This is a genomic window from Rhodococcoides navarretei, from assembly GCF_038069675.1.
GTDB lineage: Bacteria > Actinomycetota > Actinomycetes > Mycobacteriales > Mycobacteriaceae > Rhodococcoides > Rhodococcoides navarretei.
In genome coordinates, this window is the sequence record NZ_JBBPCN010000001.1 from 3,393,509 (window position 1) to 3,408,065 (window position 14,557).

Here is a 14,557-nt window from a genome sequence, read left to right on the forward strand (position 1 = left end):
CGGGGATGAAGATCAGGGGTATCCCTGATGTGTTTCGTGGTCGAGGCAACCACGATGGTTCTCATGAGCAACGTGACCGTCTCGGATCAACTACAGCAGATGTGGCGCACCCGTCCGCACCGCTTGCCGCAACGCGGGCATGTGGCAGGTGTCGCAGCCGGTATCGGCTATCGCTACGACGTCGACCCCGTTCTGATTCGGATCGCGTTCGTCGTCTCCACCTTGTTCGGCGGTACCGGCATCGTCCTGTATCTGGCGGCGTGGCTGGTGCTCAACCGCGCCGGTGACACGGCGTCGGGCGCAGAGTCTCTGGTCGGTCGTGGGAACAGCTCCGACTCGTCGACCAAGATGGTTGTCGTGGCGGTGGCATTGGTCATCGCGGTGTCGACCATCGGCCCGGTCGGCGTCGGACTCGGCGGTTCGGGGCTGATCTCCCTGGTGGCGATGCTCGGCGGACTCTGGTTGCTGCACCAACGGTGCCCTGAGCCGCCGCCCTACATGCGGACGGCGGAATTCTCCCGTAACCGCTACGCGCCGATGCCATTCGGCTCGTCGAGCACGTCGGCCGAGCAGTGGACGGCCGCGCAGTATCGTCCGCCTCAGTTCCAGCACGAGCGCTACACCCCGTACACGACTCTGCCGAAGAGCTACGTTGCGACACCGAAGCCTGTCGAGGACACCGGCGCCGAGGATTCTGCCGACGCGCACACAGTGAACCTGAGCAAGTCGACCGTATCGGCCGAGAAGCCGAACGACACGTCCACCGACATGCCCACCGTGACGCCCCCGTCGTGGGACCCGCTCGGGGTGGCCCCGTTCGCCTGGGATCTTCCCGAACCGGCCGGCGCTTTCCCGCCTGCGGCGATCGAACGCAAGCGCCGGTCACGGTGGACGGCAAGCTTTCTCGGCCTGGCTCTGCTCGCTGCCGGCATCACCGCGGCGGTAGGTGCCGCAACCGGCGGGGACTGGGCCTCGGCGGGCCGCGTCGGAGCTGTCGCGCTCGCGGTCATCTCCGTGGGACTCGTGCTCGGCGCATTCCTCCGCAAGGGCTACGGATTGCTGGTGGTCGCCGCACCCCTGGCCGGCTTCGTCGTCCTGGCGTCAGCAGTCGGTCCGATGGACATGGACGAGGGAATGACGGGGACACAGCGGATAACCCCGCTCACCGCTGCGGAACTCGCTCCCAAGTACGAGATCGGAGCCGGCGAGCTGAACCTGGACCTCACCGGCCTGACGCTCACCGAGAACGACAGTATGGAAATCGACGTTGCCTTCGGGCAGGCCGTCGTGACGGTACCGAACACGATGAACATCGACACCACATGCGAGGCCTTCATGGGCTCGACCGATTGCGGCAACCCCGGAATACAGGTCGGATCTGCCGCTGCCCCCGACGCACCGGTGCTCACCATCGAAGGCAATGTGTTCCTCGGCGACCTGAAGGTGGTGCACCAGAAGTGAAGAAGCACAAGACCGACCGCATCGGCCACGACTACGACGACGCTGCCACCGAGGATCGCAACTCGAACCGACGCGGACCCTCGGCATTGCTGCTTCTCGCCGGGCTGGCCGCCATGGTCGTCTCGGTCGCAGCCCTCATCGGCCAGGGAGCGATCGCGGCTCTGGGCGATGTCCAGTTCCGCTGGGTGTTCGTGGTTGCCGCGGTGGTCGTCGGCTTCGCGCTACTCCTGGGCCCCAGCAGAAGGAGCTGACCCCGCTACTCCCACTCGATGGTGCCCGGCGGCTTGCTCGTGACGTCGAGAACGACTCGGTTGACCTCCGGAACCTCGTTGGTCACCCGAGTCGAGATCGTTTCGAGCACGTCGTAGGGCAGACGAGTCCAGTCCGCGGTCATCGCGTCCTCGCTCGAGACCGGACGCAGCACGATCGGGTGCCCGTAGGTACGGCCGTCGCCCTGCACGCCGACACTGCGCACGTCGGCCAACAGCACCACCGGGCACTGCCAGATCTGCTGATCCAAGCCCGCGACCGTCAGTTCTTCTCGGACGATCGAATCGGCATGACGGAGCGTGTTCAGACGGTCGCGAGTGATCTCGCCGACGATGCGGATCGCCAGACCGGGCCCGGGGAACGGTTGCCTGCCCACGATGTCCTCGGGCAGGCCCAACTCACGTCCGACCGCACGCACCTCGTCCTTGAACAGCGCACGCAGCGGCTCGACCAGGGCGAACTGCAGATCGTCCGGCAGCCCGCCGACGTTGTGGTGGCTCTTGATGTTCGCTGTTCCGGATCCGCCGCCGGACTCCACGACATCCGGGTACAACGTGCCCTGCACCAGGAATTCGACAGCGTCGCCGTGCTCGGCGTTCTCGCCCAGCACCTCGGCGACGGCACCCTCGAAGCTACGAATGAACTCACGGCCGATGATCTTGCGCTTCTCCTCCGGATCGGAGACGCCCTCGAGCGCACCGAGAAACGTATCGACCGCGTCGACGGTGACCAGCTTGGCACCCGTCGCAGCCACGAAGTCCTGCTGCACCTGCTCACGCTCACCGGCGCGCAGCAGTCCGTGGTCGACGAAGACGCAGGTCAGCCGATCACCGATCGCCCGCTGCACCAGTGCCGCCGCCACCGCGGAGTCGACGCCACCCGAAAGGCCACAGATGGCCTTGCCCGTCGAACCGACCTGTTCTTGCACCGCCTCGACCAGGGCATCGGCGATGTTGGCCGCGGTCCAGTCCGGAGCGATGCCCGCCGTCTCGTGCAGGAACCGGCTGAGCACCTGCTGCCCGTGCGGCGAATGCAGGACCTCGGGGTGATACTGCACGCCCGCCATGCGCGTGCCCTCGTTCTCGAAGGCGGCAACGGGCGCACCCGCGCTGGTCGCGGTGACGGTGAAGCCCTCCGGCGCTGCCGTGACCGCGTCGCCGTGACTCATCCAGACCGGCTGTGTGGCAGGCAGACCGTCGTGCAGCCGACCGCCGTCCACGCTGAGTTGGGTGCGTCCGTACTCCCGCGTTCCGGTGTGTTCGACGGTGCCGCCGAGCGCCTGGGCCATCGCCTGGAATCCGTAGCAGATCCCGAACACCGGGATTCCGAGCTCGAGGAGCGCGGCATCCAGCTCGGGCGCACCCTCGGCGTACACGCTGGAGGGTCCACCGGACAGCACCAGCGCGACCGGGTCCTTGGCTGCAATCTCCTCGGCGGTCGCGGTATGCGAGATGACCTCGGAGTACACGTTGGCCTCGCGCACCCGGCGGGCGATCAACTGCGCGTACTGGGCTCCGAAATCGACGACCAGAACCGGCCGTGCGTGCGAGGGATCGTGTGCAGAGGAGTCGGTCACCGGGTCAGTCTAGTGGGACTGTCGAAGCGCTTACGCAACACCCGAGTGCTCGACGGGCATCGCCGAGGAGCCGGACCTGATCTCGACGATCGGCAGTCTCAGTCCACCCGGAGCGTCCACCGGCACGACGGGCGAGTTGGGGGCGATGGGATCGAGCCGCTGATACGGAAGCCCCTGTGCCGGACGAAGATCCAGCTCACCCTTGTTCGGCCACAGCGCCGCCGACCGCTCGGCCTGCGCGCTGATGGTCAGCGACGGATTGACCCCGAGGTTTGCCGACACGGCCGCCCCGTCCACCACGCTGAGCGTCGGGTAGCCGTGGACGCGGTGGTACGGATCGATGACGCCGTGCGCCGAATCCGAGGCGATGGCGCAGCCGCCGAGGAAGTGGGCGGTGAGCGGAATGTTGAACAGCTCTCCCCAGGTGCCACCTGCAACGCCACCGATCTTCTTGGCAATGCGCCGGGTGGCGTCGTTGCCCTCGGGGATCCACGTCGGGTTCGGCTCACCGTGGCCCTGCCTGCTGGAGATCTTGCGGCCGAACGGCCCACGCTTGGTGAACGTGGTGATCGAGTTGTCCAGGTTCTGCATCACCAGCGCAATGATCGTGCGCTCGCTCCAGCGCCGGACGTTGACGACGCGGACGAACTGAATCGGGTGTGCGATCAGCGCGAACACGAATTTGAGCCACCGCGGAATCTTTCCTCCGCCGTCGGTCATCAGGGTCTGCAGCATGCCCATCGCGTTGGAACCCTTGCCGTAGCGGCACGGCTCGATGTGCGTGTTGGGGCTGGGGTGGAACGAGGACGTGATCGCGACGCCGCGCGTGAGGTCCATGTTCGGATCGACCGCCAGCTTGGCCGCTCCGACGATCGACTCGGAGTTGGTACGCGTCAGTTCGCCGAGTGTGTCCGACAACTTCGGCAGCGCGCCGGTGTCCTTCATCTTGTGCAGCAGGTTCTGGGTGCCCCAGGTACCGGCTGCCAGAACGACATTGGCGGCGCTGTACGTCTTCCTGCCCTTGCGAAGCCGAGCACCGGTGCGCTCGGTGTCGACGTCCCAGGTGCCGTCGGATCGGGGGCGAAGGCCGGACACCGTCGTCATCGGCACGATCTCGGCTCCCGCGCGCTCGGCGAGACCGAGGTAGTTCTTGAGCAGGGTGTTCTTGGCGCCGTGACGACACCCCGTCATGCACTCACCACACTCGATGCATCCGGTGCGCTCGGGGCCTGCACCACCGAAGTACGGATCCGGGACGGTCTTTCCCGGCTCGTCACCGAAGAACACGCCCACCGGGGTCTGAATGAAAGTATCGGCGACGCCCATGTCCTCGGCGACCGACTTCATCACCTCGTCGGCGGGGGTCATGTGCGGATTGCGCACCACGCCCAGCATGCGGGTGGCCTGGTCGTAGAACGGAGAGAGCTCACTGCTCCAGTCCGTGATGTGCGCCCACTGCTTGTCCTCGAAGAACGGTGCCTGCGGCTTGTAGAGGGTATTCGCGTAGTTCAGCGATCCGCCGCCCACTCCGGCACCGGCGAGGATGAGGCAATCGCGCAGCAGGTGCACGCGCTGGATGCCGTAGAGACCGAGCTTCGGTGCCCACAGGAAACGCTTCAGATCCCAGCTGTTCTTCGCGAAGTCCTTGTCCTCGAAGCGTTGGCCGGCTTCCAGGATCCCGACGCGGTACCCCTTCTCCACCAGCCGCAGCGCGGTGACACTTCCGCCGAAGCCCGAACCGACGATCAGAACGTCGTAATCCGTGGCGCGAACAGCTGAACCCATGGTGACCTCCGCTACATCCGTTGCTGGGGAACAGTATGCACACCCCCGTGTGACTACCGCCACAACCGATTCTAGCTGTTACGAGAGGTATCACCAACCCAGGGTCGGCTTACGTGGACCACCGACAGCAGAAAGGGCGCGCACTCCCGTGTGACAGGAGTGCGCGCCCCGATGGAGCCGACCGGTCTAAGCCCTGACGTTCAGGCCCACCTTCTGGAATTCCTTGAGATCGGAGTACCCCGACTTCGCCATCGACCGACGCAGGCCGCCGACGAGGTTGATCGAGCCGTACGACTCGCGCGACGGCCCGTGCAACACCTGATCCAGGCTCGGACGGTCGCCGGCCGACATGGGCAACAACGCTCCGCGCGGCATCGACGGATGGGCCGCGGCGGACGGCCAGTACCAACCGCCGCCGGGAGCCTCTGCGGCGACGGCCAGCGGAGCGCCGAGAACCGCAGCATCGGCTCCGCAGGCGATGGCCTTGGCGAGCGCACCGGAGGTGGTGATGTCACCGTCGGCGATGACGTGCACGTAGCGTCCGCCGGTCTCGTCCAGGTAGTCCCGCCGCGCCGCGGCCGCATCGGCGATGGCGGTCGCCATCGGAACACCGATACCGAGCACCTCACCGGTGGTCGTGCCACCTTCGACGGAGCCGTAACCGACGATGACGCCCGCCGCGCCGGTACGCATCAGGTGCAGCGCGGTGCGGTGATCGCTCACCCCGCCGGCGATGACGGGAACGTCGAGCTCGGCGATGAAGGTCTTGAGGTTGAGCGGCTCGTCCTCACCGTGGGCGACGTGTTCCGCGGAGATGATCGTGCCTTGAATGACCAGCAGGTCCAGGCCCGACGCCACGAGAGCGGGCGTCAGCGAACGGGCATTCTGCGGGCTCACGCGCACGGCGACGGTCACCCCGGCATCACGAACCTGGCCCACGGCGGCGGCCAGCAGATCCGGCTGCAGCGGCGCGGCGTGCAGCTCTTGCAGAAAGGCGATCGGTGCGTCGGGATCGAGATCGGTTTCGGCGATGTGGATCAACTGATCGAGCTTGGCCTGCACGTCCGAGTGGCGCGCCCAGAGTCCCTCACCGTTGATGACCCCCAGCCCACCCTGGCGGCCCAACTCGATGGCGAACTCGGGTGAGACCAGAGCGTCGGTCGGGTGTGCCAGCACCGGAATGTCGAACCGGTAGGCGTCGAGCTGCCAGGCAGTCGAGACCTCCTTCGACGACCGGGTACGACGGGACGGCACGATGTCGATGTCGTCCAGCTGGTAGGTGCGGCGGGCTTCTCTGCCCATGCCGATTTCAACGAGGTCGCGCACGCGCGCACCTTTCTACTTCGAGAGCGAATCGATTCGGCCGAGGAGCGACCGAATCGACTATCGGGTGGTGTAGTTCGGGGCCTCAGCGGTCATCGTGATGTCGTGCGGATGGCTCTCCTTGAGTCCGGCCGCAGTGATCTGCACGAACTGAGCCTTCTGCAGGTCCTCGATCGAGGTGGCCCCGGTGTACCCCATCGCCGCTCGAAGACCACCGGTGAGCTGGTGGATGACCTGGTTCAGCGGTCCGCGGTACGGGACGCGACCTTCGATGCCCTCGGGCACCAGCTTGTCCTCGGCCAGCACATCGTCCTGGAAGTAGCGGTCCTTGGAGAACGACTTCGCTCCCCCGCGTCCCTGCATCGCGCCGAGCGAACCCATACCGCGGTAGCTCTTGAACTGCTTGCCGCCCACCAGAATCAGCTCGCCCGGCGACTCCGCGGTACCGGCCAGCAACGATCCGAGCATGGCGGTCGACGCACCGGCAGCGAGCGCCTTGGCGATGTCGCCCGAGAACTGCAGACCGCCGTCGGCGATGACCGGAACACCGTGCGGCTTGCACGCGGCGACCGCTTCGAGGATCGCGGTGATCTGCGGGGCACCGACGCCTGCGACGACACGCGTGGTGCAGATGGATCCCGGTCCGACGCCCACCTTGACGGCATCCGCGCCCGCCTCGACGAGAGCCAGCGCTCCGGCGCGGGTGGCCACGTTGCCGCCGACGACCTGCACGCGGTCGCCCACCTCGGCCTTGAGCTTGCTGACCATCTCGAGCACCTGCGAATTGTGGCCGTGCGCCGTGTCGACGATGATGACGTCCACGCCGGCGTCGGTCAGTGCCATCGATCGCGCCCAGGCGTCCTGCCCGACGCCTACCGCGGCGCCGACCAGCAGGCGACCGTCGCGGTCCTTGGTGGCGTCGGGGTGCTGCTCGGTCTTGACGAAGTCCTTCACGGTGATCAGACCGGTGAGCGCGCCTTTGCCGTCGACGATCGGCAGTTTCTCGATCTTGTGTCGACGAAGCAGGCCGAGAGCGGCTTCGGCAGTGACGCCCTCCTGCGCGGTGATCAACGGTGCCTTGGTCATGACATCGGCGACGCGGCGGTTCTGATCCACCTCGAAGCGCATGTCACGGTTGGTGATGATGCCGACGAGTGCGCCTGTCTCGTCGGTGACGGGCAACCCCGAGATGCGGAAGCGTGCGCACATGGCGTCGACCTCGGCCAGCGAGTCGGTGGGCTTGCAGGTGACCGGATCGGTGACCATCCCGGCCTCCGAACGCTTGACCGTCTCCACCTGGGACGCCTGATCCTGCAACGACAGGTTGCGGTGCAGCACGCCCATACCGCCGGCGCGGGCCATGGCGATGGCCATCCGCGCCTCGGTGACGGTATCCATGGCCGAGCTGACCAGTGGCACCCGCAGCCGAATCTCGCGGGTGATCTGACTGGAGGTGTCGACCGAGCTGGGAATCAGATCCGAAGCGGCCGGCAACAGCAGGACGTCGTCGAACGTGAGGCCGAGCATCGCGACCTTGTTGGGATCGTCGCCGCCTGTGCGGACGTGGGCTCCGGGACTACTCATGCGAATCTGGCCCTCCCTAGAGCCTGGTTGCACTTCGGCGCGGCGTGCGGCCGGTGAGAGCTCGCAGGCGCACCGCCAGTGCGGTGTTGGAGAACGGATGGAGTTTCGGCACTTGCACTCATCTGTTCAGCGCCGTGAACCATGGTATCGGCTAGGGCATCACCAGTGCGAATGCCGCCCGCTGTGGGTGTCCTTCGAACACCGAAATCTCTGTTCGGAGGGTCGTCGGGGGTGGACGCGCCCGGCATGTCGCATTCGAACGGCTGGCGCAGACCCACCAGTCCTGCGTACCGTGGAGGCGTGCGCGATCAACTGCCTCCCGGCCTACCCCCGGATCCGTTCGCCGGAGACCCAGCCGACCCGTCGGCCGCCCTCGACGCCATCGAGCCCGGCCAACCTCTGGATCCTCAGGAGCGGCTCGCCGTCGAAGAGGATCTGGCTGACCTGGCCGTCTACGAGGCACTCCTCGGCCACCGCGGCATTCGCGGCCTGGTCGTGTGCTGCGAGGACTGCCAGCAGGACCACTACCACGACTGGGACATGCTGCGCGCCAACCTGCTGCAGCTCCTGGTCGACGGCACCGTCCGGCCCCACGAGCCGGCCTACGACCCGGTTCCCGATGCCTACGTGACCTGGGATTACTGCCGCGGCTTCGCGGACGCGTCCATGAACGACGCTCTGCACGGCGACGGCTTCGACAGCTGACTCACCTACTGTTCGTACGAAGAAGCCCGACACGATGATCGTGTCGGGCTTCTTCGTTGTCCGAGAGGGAGCCGAGAACCCGGTCAACTGCCGCCGGAGGGAACCGATATACGGTCACGGTTCTCCGAGGAGCTGGTACCACCGGCAGTCGCCGTCGGCTGATCGGGCGCGTCGAGCACCGTCGGCGTGACGTCCGTGGTCGTTGCCGGACTCGGAGTCGTCGTCGTGGGAGGAACCACGGGCGTCGTCGTGGTCGGAGCCGGAGTGGTCGGTACACCCGTGACATCGGGCGTGACCGAATCCACCGGAGCCGGCGGCAACAAGGTTTCCGAGCTGGGCACTGGAGCCGGAAGAATCGGAGCCGGGGGCAGAACCGGCGCAGGCACCGTCAGCGCCTGTAGTTCCTGCATCAGGCGTGCAAGCCACTGATCCAGTTCGGCGCGCTGACTGTCGTCGAGCACAGCCGAACTGCTGTTCGACGCGCCGTCGAGCAGTGCGCGAGCTGCCGTGGTGTCTCCGGACGAGATGAGGTTTTCGGCCTCTTGCAGCTTGGACGTCGTATCGATCTGCGCCACAGTCGAATCCGCCTGCTCGGAGAAGACGACGGACTTGACGCTCCACAGTGGGTCGTCGGGAGTCGAGTTGTACGAGATGACCACCAGACCACCCATCACCACGGCGATCGCGGCAGCGGCACCTGCGATGGGACGCAACAAACGCATCCGTCCGCCACGGTTCGCCGAGCTCGACCGCGCCATGTCGGCGGCGAGCTTCTCGCGTTCGACGGAGGCGACGACAACATCGAGGGAGGGGCCGGCGGGCATCGCCGGCGTGATCACGTCCGCTCGCCAATTGGCGAGCAGAAGGGCGAGTTGGTACTCGTCTGCGTCATCGGTGGCGATCGGTCCGTCGCCACTGATCGCGTCGATGAACGCATCGTCACGACGTACGGCGACGAGGTCCACAGGACCACCGTCCGCGCCGATGTCGGCATAGGGATCGTTCTGATTCGGTCCAGCGGGGCTCACGTGCTCACCGATACGCGAGATTCCGCGACGCGGCGTCTCATCGGGGCCACCGTGACCATTGTCCCTAGCCATACATTTCACCTGCTCTCACAACTTCGTTCTTCAGTTTTGCGATAGCTCGGTGCTGAGCCACGCGGATAGCGCCTGCAGTGCTGCCGACGGCCGCTGCTGTTTCCTCGGCCGACAACCCGACGACGAGTCGGAGCACCAGAATCTCGCGGTGCTTGGCGGGCAAGGTGTCCAGCAGTGCAGTCATCTGTCGACTCGACTCGGATTCGAGAGCGCGTTGCTCCGGTCCGTGTTCCATCGACACGACATCTGGTACTTCGGCGGCCGGGTCCGATTTGTTACGCGAGGCGCTGCGATGGGCATCAGCGACCTTGTGAGCCGCGATGCCGTACACGAATGCCATGAACGGACGACCTTGGTCCTGGTAGCGCGGCAAGGCGGTCATGACTGCCAAACAGACCTCCTGCGCCACGTCGTCGGCCGAAAGCTGACCGCGCTCAGCCGAACCGACTCGCGCCCGGCAATACCGCACGACGAGTGGTCGGATGAATTCCAAGACCCGGGACAGAGCCAGTCGATCGCCTTGCGCTGCGGCAACGACGAAAGAGTCCAACTCCTCACCCGCTGTGTTCATCGTCGACAATTTTCCCCGCGTTACAGGTACGCACCCGCCTGGGAGCGCTTCCACGTGGTGGTGGAACGAGACCAAGGATAGCGACACCACCAAGCCAGAACCGAACCACTCGGTCCGCCCTCGACCCCGGTCCTGGTCAGTCGGTCGTCGAACCACCGCGACGATCGATCTCGGCGGCCAAGTCGACGGACGCGACCATCCCGGCATCGAGCCCCCCGGTTCCCTCACACAGCATCGTCGCGGCCCAGCGCAAAGGAAGCAGGCCATGCATCCCCGCAGCGTAGGCAACCTGGACGGCGGCTTCGTTGGCGCGGGTGATCTCGCCGACGCAACTCAGCGCCGCTGCGCACACCAGGTCCGTCTTGACGAGGTGGCGTAACGAATCGGCATCGTTGGCGAGAGCCCGAGCGCACTCGGCGTGTCGGACGGCCCCTGAACCGTCGCCGCGCATCATTGCCAGCTCGGCCGCCACCCAAGCCGCCCGCAGTGCCGGACGCCACGACCCGGTGTCGAACGGACCGTCCCGCTGCGCGGCGCTGCGGGCCAGCAGGGTCTCCGAGAGATCGAAGCGTCCGCGACCCAGAGCATCTGCGGCCAGCCCGGTCAACGCATCACTGCGGGCCTCGACCGCATCACTGGACTCCGGAGGGCCCGTGAGACCGACGAGAAAGACTGCCCTGCCGTCGAAGTGGCCGGCCCGCTCGTGCTTGCCGACTTGGCGCAGCCACGACGCCCGGGTCGACGCATGCAACGATGCAAGCTCAGTGTTGTCGGGTCGCCGACGCCGAAGCTCGACCGCGGCCGCGCCGTACCGCCCCTGGCCGGCCAACGCGACACTCCGGTACCAGCTCTCCCGAGGATCGGCGGCTGCGGGAAGCGGGAATCGGCCGGGGCTACCGCCGAACGCCGCGTCGAAGAGTTCGGACTGCGTCGCGGTGAACAGCGAGCTCTGCTCTGATGGCACGGACGCAAGGGTAGGGCCCCGGTGACGACAGCCTCGCGACGCCGGTGCCGATCCGTGCCCGAGTCACACCGATGCAACGCGCCGCAATTCCGTGGGGTGAATTCACTATCGGTCCGGAAAAGATCTCATTGCGTCGTTCCGCGCGCACAGAATGCAGTTTTCAAGGAATTAACAATGTGAACAACGGCCGCTTCGGAGTCGAGAATCTGAACGCCGTGTGGCGAATAGGTTAATCGGCATACTCGATCGCGCAATCGCCACCGACGCATCGCGTACCGTTCGTGCGCCCATTCGGCCGACGCCCCGCGCTCCGAGCGATGGTGTCGGACACCTCGCGCGGCTTCGACCGGACGGCCGGACCTCGGATCCGACACGGGGAGCAGAGCCGCCTCGAACATCGTCTGCACGCTCGCGATCAGCGGAAATACCGACGGAGACGGTGCAATCCGGTCGAGCGAGATGTCAATCGGGGAACGCCGGACGCCATCGGTTTGCGCCGCTGCTTCCGACGCTGGATCACCGGTGCACGCTCCATGGTCTCCCGTCTCGGCGGATTCTTCAACAGGAAGGCCACGCATGCGGGCGAGTCGAAGTAAATATCGCCCGTGTTAATTCTTGGCCCCGTAACTATGCATTTGCCCACGGTTGAGCACTATTGACTCGATTTCGTGGGCACACATAACGTTGTCGGCATTCGGATCACGAATCCGGCAAGCCACACCACCCTAGGAGTTTCCATGCCGCAGCCGAATCATCTCCCTGGGCCGAACGCCGATATCTGGGATTGGCAGATGCACGGCCTGTGCCGTGGTGTCGACTCGTCCATGTTCTTCCACCCGGACGGCGAGCGGGGCCGGGCACGAGCACAGCGCGAGATGCGGGCCAAGGAAATGTGCCGCAGCTGTCCCGTACTCGCACAATGCCGTACCCACGCTCTCAATGTCAGCGAGCCCTACGGGATCTGGGGCGGGATGTCCGAGACCGAGCGAGAACTGCACGCTCGTCACAACCGTCGCCGCATCGCGGTGTAGTCCTCCGGACGCAAGGAAGCCCCCAACCCGTTCGGGTTGGGGGCTTTCTCGTGTCACCGAACGTCAGTGAGCGTGTCCGTGACCGGAAGAGGGCTCGGAGGCCTCCTCCGGCTTCTCCACGATCGCGCTCTCGGTCGTCAGGATCATGCGTGCAACCGATGCGGCATTGACCACAGCGGAGCGAGTCACCTTGACCGGATCGACGACGCCGTCGGCCAGCAGGTCGCCGTACGTCAGGGTCGCGGCGTTGAATCCGTGGCCCTTCGGCAGTTCTGCAACCTTGCTGACGACGACGGAACCGTCGATACCCGCATTGGAGGCGATCCAGAACAGCGGTGCGTTGAGCGCGGTGCGCACCACGGCAACACCGGTCGCTTCGTCGCCGGTCAGGCCGAGATCGTCGGCCAGAGCCAACGCTGCCTGCGTCAGAGCCGAGCCGCCGCCGGGGACGATGCCCTCTTCGACGGCAGCCTTGGCCGCAGCCACGGCGTCGTCGACGCGGAACTTGCGTTCCTTGAGCTCGGTTTCGGTCGCAGCGCCGACCTTGATGACCGCGATGCCGCCCGAGAGCTTCGCCAGACGCTCTTCGAGCTTCTCGCGATCCCACTCGGAGTCGGTGTTCTCGATCTCGCGGCGAAGCTGACCGACGCGCGCATCGATGTCGTCTTGCGTGCCCGCACCGTCGACGATGGTCGTGTCGTCCTTGCTGACCACGACGCGACGAGCGCGACCGAGCAGCTCGAGACCGGCTTCCTTCAGGCTCAGACCCACATCGGCGGTGATGACCTGCCCGGCCGTCACGACTGCGAGATCGTCGAGGAACGCCTTGCGGCGATCACCGAAGAACGGTGCCTTGACGGCAACGGCCTTGATCGTCTTGCGGATGGAGTTGACGACCAGAGTCGAGAGAACTTCGCCCTCGGTGTCCTCGGCGATGATCAGCAACGGCTTGCCGCTCTCGGCAACCTTCTCCAGCAGGGGAAGGAAATCCGGAAGCGAGGTGATCTTCTCGCGGTAGAGCAGGACGTACGCGTCCTCGAGAACTGCTTCCTGCGTGTCCACGTCGGTGACGAAGTACGGCGAGAGGTAGCCCTTGTCGAACTGCACGCCCTCGGTGACCGACAACTCGGTGAGCAGCGTCGAGGACTCCTCGACGGTGACGACGCCGTCTGCGCCGACGCGGGTGAGCGCCTCGCCGACGAGTTCGCCGATCTCGGGGTCACGCGAGGACACGGTGGCGACCTGAGCAATCGCCTGCTTGCCCTCGACCGGGGTTGCGGCAGCGAGCAGCGCCTCGGCGACCTTGTCGGCCGCCTTGGAGATACCGGTGCCGAGCGCGATCGGGTTGGCACCCGCTGCGATGTTCTTCAGACCGCCGCGCACGAGCGCCTGCGCGAGCACCGTCGCGGTGGTGGTTCCGTCGCCTGCCACGTCGTTGGTCTTGGTGGCGACGCTCTTGACCAGCTGCGCGCCGAGATTCTCGAACGGATCTTCCAGGTCGATCTCACGAGCGATCGAGACGCCGTCGTTGGTGACGGTCGGACCGCCGAAGGCCTTGGACAGGACGACGTGGCGTCCCCGCGGCCCGAGCGTCACCTTGACCGCGTCGGCCAGCTTGTCGACGCCACGTTCGAGAGCGCGGCGCGCTTCCTCGTTGAATTGGATTTGCTTTGCCATGTTTCGGTGTTACTCCTTCGAGTAAAGAAACTCGATCGAACGCACACCGCCCCGGGACCGACACGAAAATCGGATACCGGGGCGGGCTGCGTTGTGGCCTACTTGGCGATGACTGCCAGCACGTCGCGTGCCGACAGAATCAGGTACTCCTCGCCGGCGTACTTGATCTCGGTGCCGCCGTACTTGCTGTAGATGACGGTGTCACCTTCTTTGACGTCGACCGGGATCCGGTTGCCCTTTTCGGTGACACGGCCTTCGCCCACGGCGACGACGGTGCCCTCCTGGGGCTTCTCCTTGGCTGTGTCGGGGATGACCAGACCGGAGGCGGTCGTCGTCTCGGCCTCGTTGGCCTGGACGAGGATCTTGTCCTCGAGCGGCTTGATTTTCACGCTCGCCACGTTGAGCCCTCCAAAGTTATGGGGTACGCGTCCGGGGTCGGATCCCCGGACAGCTGTGTGTATGTACTTCTCGTGCGGTTCTGACAATCGCGGCCTGAGCTCGTTCCCGTCG

13 protein-coding genes are annotated in these 14,557 nt (G+C 66.0%); 4 read left to right on the forward strand and 9 right to left on the reverse strand.

Annotated features, from left to right (window positions below):
• The first annotated feature begins 63 nt into the window (after positions 1–63).
• On the forward strand, positions 64–1,461 hold the full coding sequence (locus AABD04_RS15975; RefSeq protein ID WP_341441770.1) for a PspC domain-containing protein: 1,398 nt from the start codon (positions 64–66) through the stop codon (positions 1,459–1,461).
• Positions 1,458–1,712, forward strand: coding sequence for a hypothetical protein (locus AABD04_RS15980; protein ID WP_423228160.1), 255 nt, complete (start codon positions 1,458–1,460; stop codon positions 1,710–1,712). Before AABD04_RS15975 ends, AABD04_RS15980 begins: the two co-directional genes overlap by 4 nt.
• 5 nt (positions 1,713–1,717) lie before the next feature.
• Here AABD04_RS15980 and guaA read toward each other — a convergent pair whose 3' ends face one another.
• The 4 genes from guaA to guaB all read right to left on the reverse strand — a co-directional run bounded on the left by guaA (position 1,718) and on the right by guaB (position 7,999).
• On the reverse strand, positions 1,718–3,307 hold the full coding sequence (gene guaA, locus AABD04_RS15985; RefSeq protein ID WP_341441771.1) for a glutamine-hydrolyzing GMP synthase: 1,590 nt from the start codon (positions 3,305–3,307) through the stop codon (positions 1,718–1,720).
• Positions 3,308–3,337: 30 nt separating this feature from the next.
• Entirely contained in the window at positions 3,338–5,092 is a 1,755-nt protein-coding gene (locus tag AABD04_RS15990) for a GMC family oxidoreductase (RefSeq protein ID WP_341441772.1), read from the reverse strand.
• A gap of 186 nt (positions 5,093–5,278) precedes the next feature.
• Positions 5,279–6,418, reverse strand: a complete 1,140-nt coding sequence (locus AABD04_RS15995) for a GuaB3 family IMP dehydrogenase-related protein (RefSeq protein ID WP_243608212.1) — start codon at positions 6,416–6,418, stop codon at positions 5,279–5,281.
• Between the two features lie 57 nt (positions 6,419–6,475).
• Positions 6,476–7,999 (reverse strand): IMP dehydrogenase, encoded by a 1,524-nt coding sequence (gene guaB, locus AABD04_RS16000; RefSeq protein ID WP_243594775.1) that lies wholly within the window; start codon positions 7,997–7,999, stop codon positions 6,476–6,478.
• Positions 8,000–8,299: 300 nt separating this feature from the next.
• Between guaB and AABD04_RS16005 the strand changes: the two genes are divergently transcribed.
• Positions 8,300–8,704, forward strand: coding sequence for a DUF5319 domain-containing protein (locus AABD04_RS16005; RefSeq protein WP_032378069.1), 405 nt, complete (start codon positions 8,300–8,302; stop codon positions 8,702–8,704).
• Positions 8,705–8,787: 83 nt separating this feature from the next.
• On the opposite strand, the gene AABD04_RS16010 is transcribed toward AABD04_RS16005, so the two are convergent.
• From AABD04_RS16010 to AABD04_RS16020, 3 genes are all read right to left on the reverse strand, one after another.
• Positions 8,788–9,804, reverse strand: a complete 1,017-nt coding sequence (locus AABD04_RS16010; protein ID WP_341441773.1) for an anti-sigma-D factor RsdA — start codon at positions 9,802–9,804, stop codon at positions 8,788–8,790.
• A complete protein-coding gene (locus tag AABD04_RS16015) occupies positions 9,797–10,375 on the reverse strand; it encodes a sigma-70 family RNA polymerase sigma factor (RefSeq protein ID WP_243594773.1) in 579 nt (192 codons plus the stop codon). Before AABD04_RS16015 ends, AABD04_RS16010 begins: the two co-directional genes overlap by 8 nt.
• Before the next feature lie 136 nt (positions 10,376–10,511).
• Positions 10,512–11,339, reverse strand: coding sequence for a hypothetical protein (locus AABD04_RS16020; RefSeq protein ID WP_341441774.1), 828 nt, complete (start codon positions 11,337–11,339; stop codon positions 10,512–10,514).
• Positions 11,340–12,076: 737 nt separating this feature from the next.
• Between AABD04_RS16020 and AABD04_RS16025 the strand changes: the two genes are divergently transcribed.
• Complete coding sequence (locus AABD04_RS16025; protein ID WP_027496361.1) at positions 12,077–12,370, forward strand: WhiB family transcriptional regulator; 294 nt, start codon at positions 12,077–12,079, stop codon at positions 12,368–12,370.
• 63 nt (positions 12,371–12,433) lie between these two features.
• Here the strand turns inward: AABD04_RS16025 and groL are convergent, their stop codons facing one another.
• Positions 12,434–14,047: a chaperonin GroEL gene (groL, locus tag AABD04_RS16030; RefSeq protein ID WP_243594771.1), complete on the reverse strand. Its 1,614-nt coding sequence runs from the start codon at positions 14,045–14,047 to the stop codon at positions 12,434–12,436.
• 98 nt (positions 14,048–14,145) lie between these two features.
• Complete coding sequence (gene groES / locus AABD04_RS16035) at positions 14,146–14,445, reverse strand: co-chaperone GroES (protein ID WP_008718149.1); 300 nt, start codon at positions 14,443–14,445, stop codon at positions 14,146–14,148.
• Between the last annotated feature and the right edge of the window lie 112 nt (positions 14,446–14,557).

Excerpts from the sequence above, each read along its gene's own strand:
- guaB (WP_243594775.1), bottom strand. The coding sequence starts at position 7,999 with ATGAGTAGTCCCGGAGCCCACGTCCGCACAGGCGGCGACGATCCCAAC.
- groL (WP_243594771.1), bottom strand. The coding sequence starts at position 14,047 with ATGGCAAAGCAAATCCAATTCAACGAGGAAGCGCGCCGCGCTCTCGAA.
- AABD04_RS15990 (WP_341441772.1), bottom strand. The coding sequence starts at position 5,092 with ATGGGTTCAGCTGTTCGCGCCACGGATTACGACGTTCTGATCGTCGGT.
- AABD04_RS16010 (WP_341441773.1), bottom strand. The coding sequence starts at position 9,804 with ATGGCTAGGGACAATGGTCACGGTGGCCCCGATGAGACGCCGCGTCGC.
- AABD04_RS16025 (WP_027496361.1), top strand. The coding sequence starts at position 12,077 with ATGCCGCAGCCGAATCATCTCCCTGGGCCGAACGCCGATATCTGGGAT.
- AABD04_RS15975 (WP_341441770.1), top strand. The coding sequence starts at position 64 with ATGAGCAACGTGACCGTCTCGGATCAACTACAGCAGATGTGGCGCACC.
- AABD04_RS16015 (WP_243594773.1), bottom strand. The coding sequence starts at position 10,375 with ATGAACACAGCGGGTGAGGAGTTGGACTCTTTCGTCGTTGCCGCAGCG.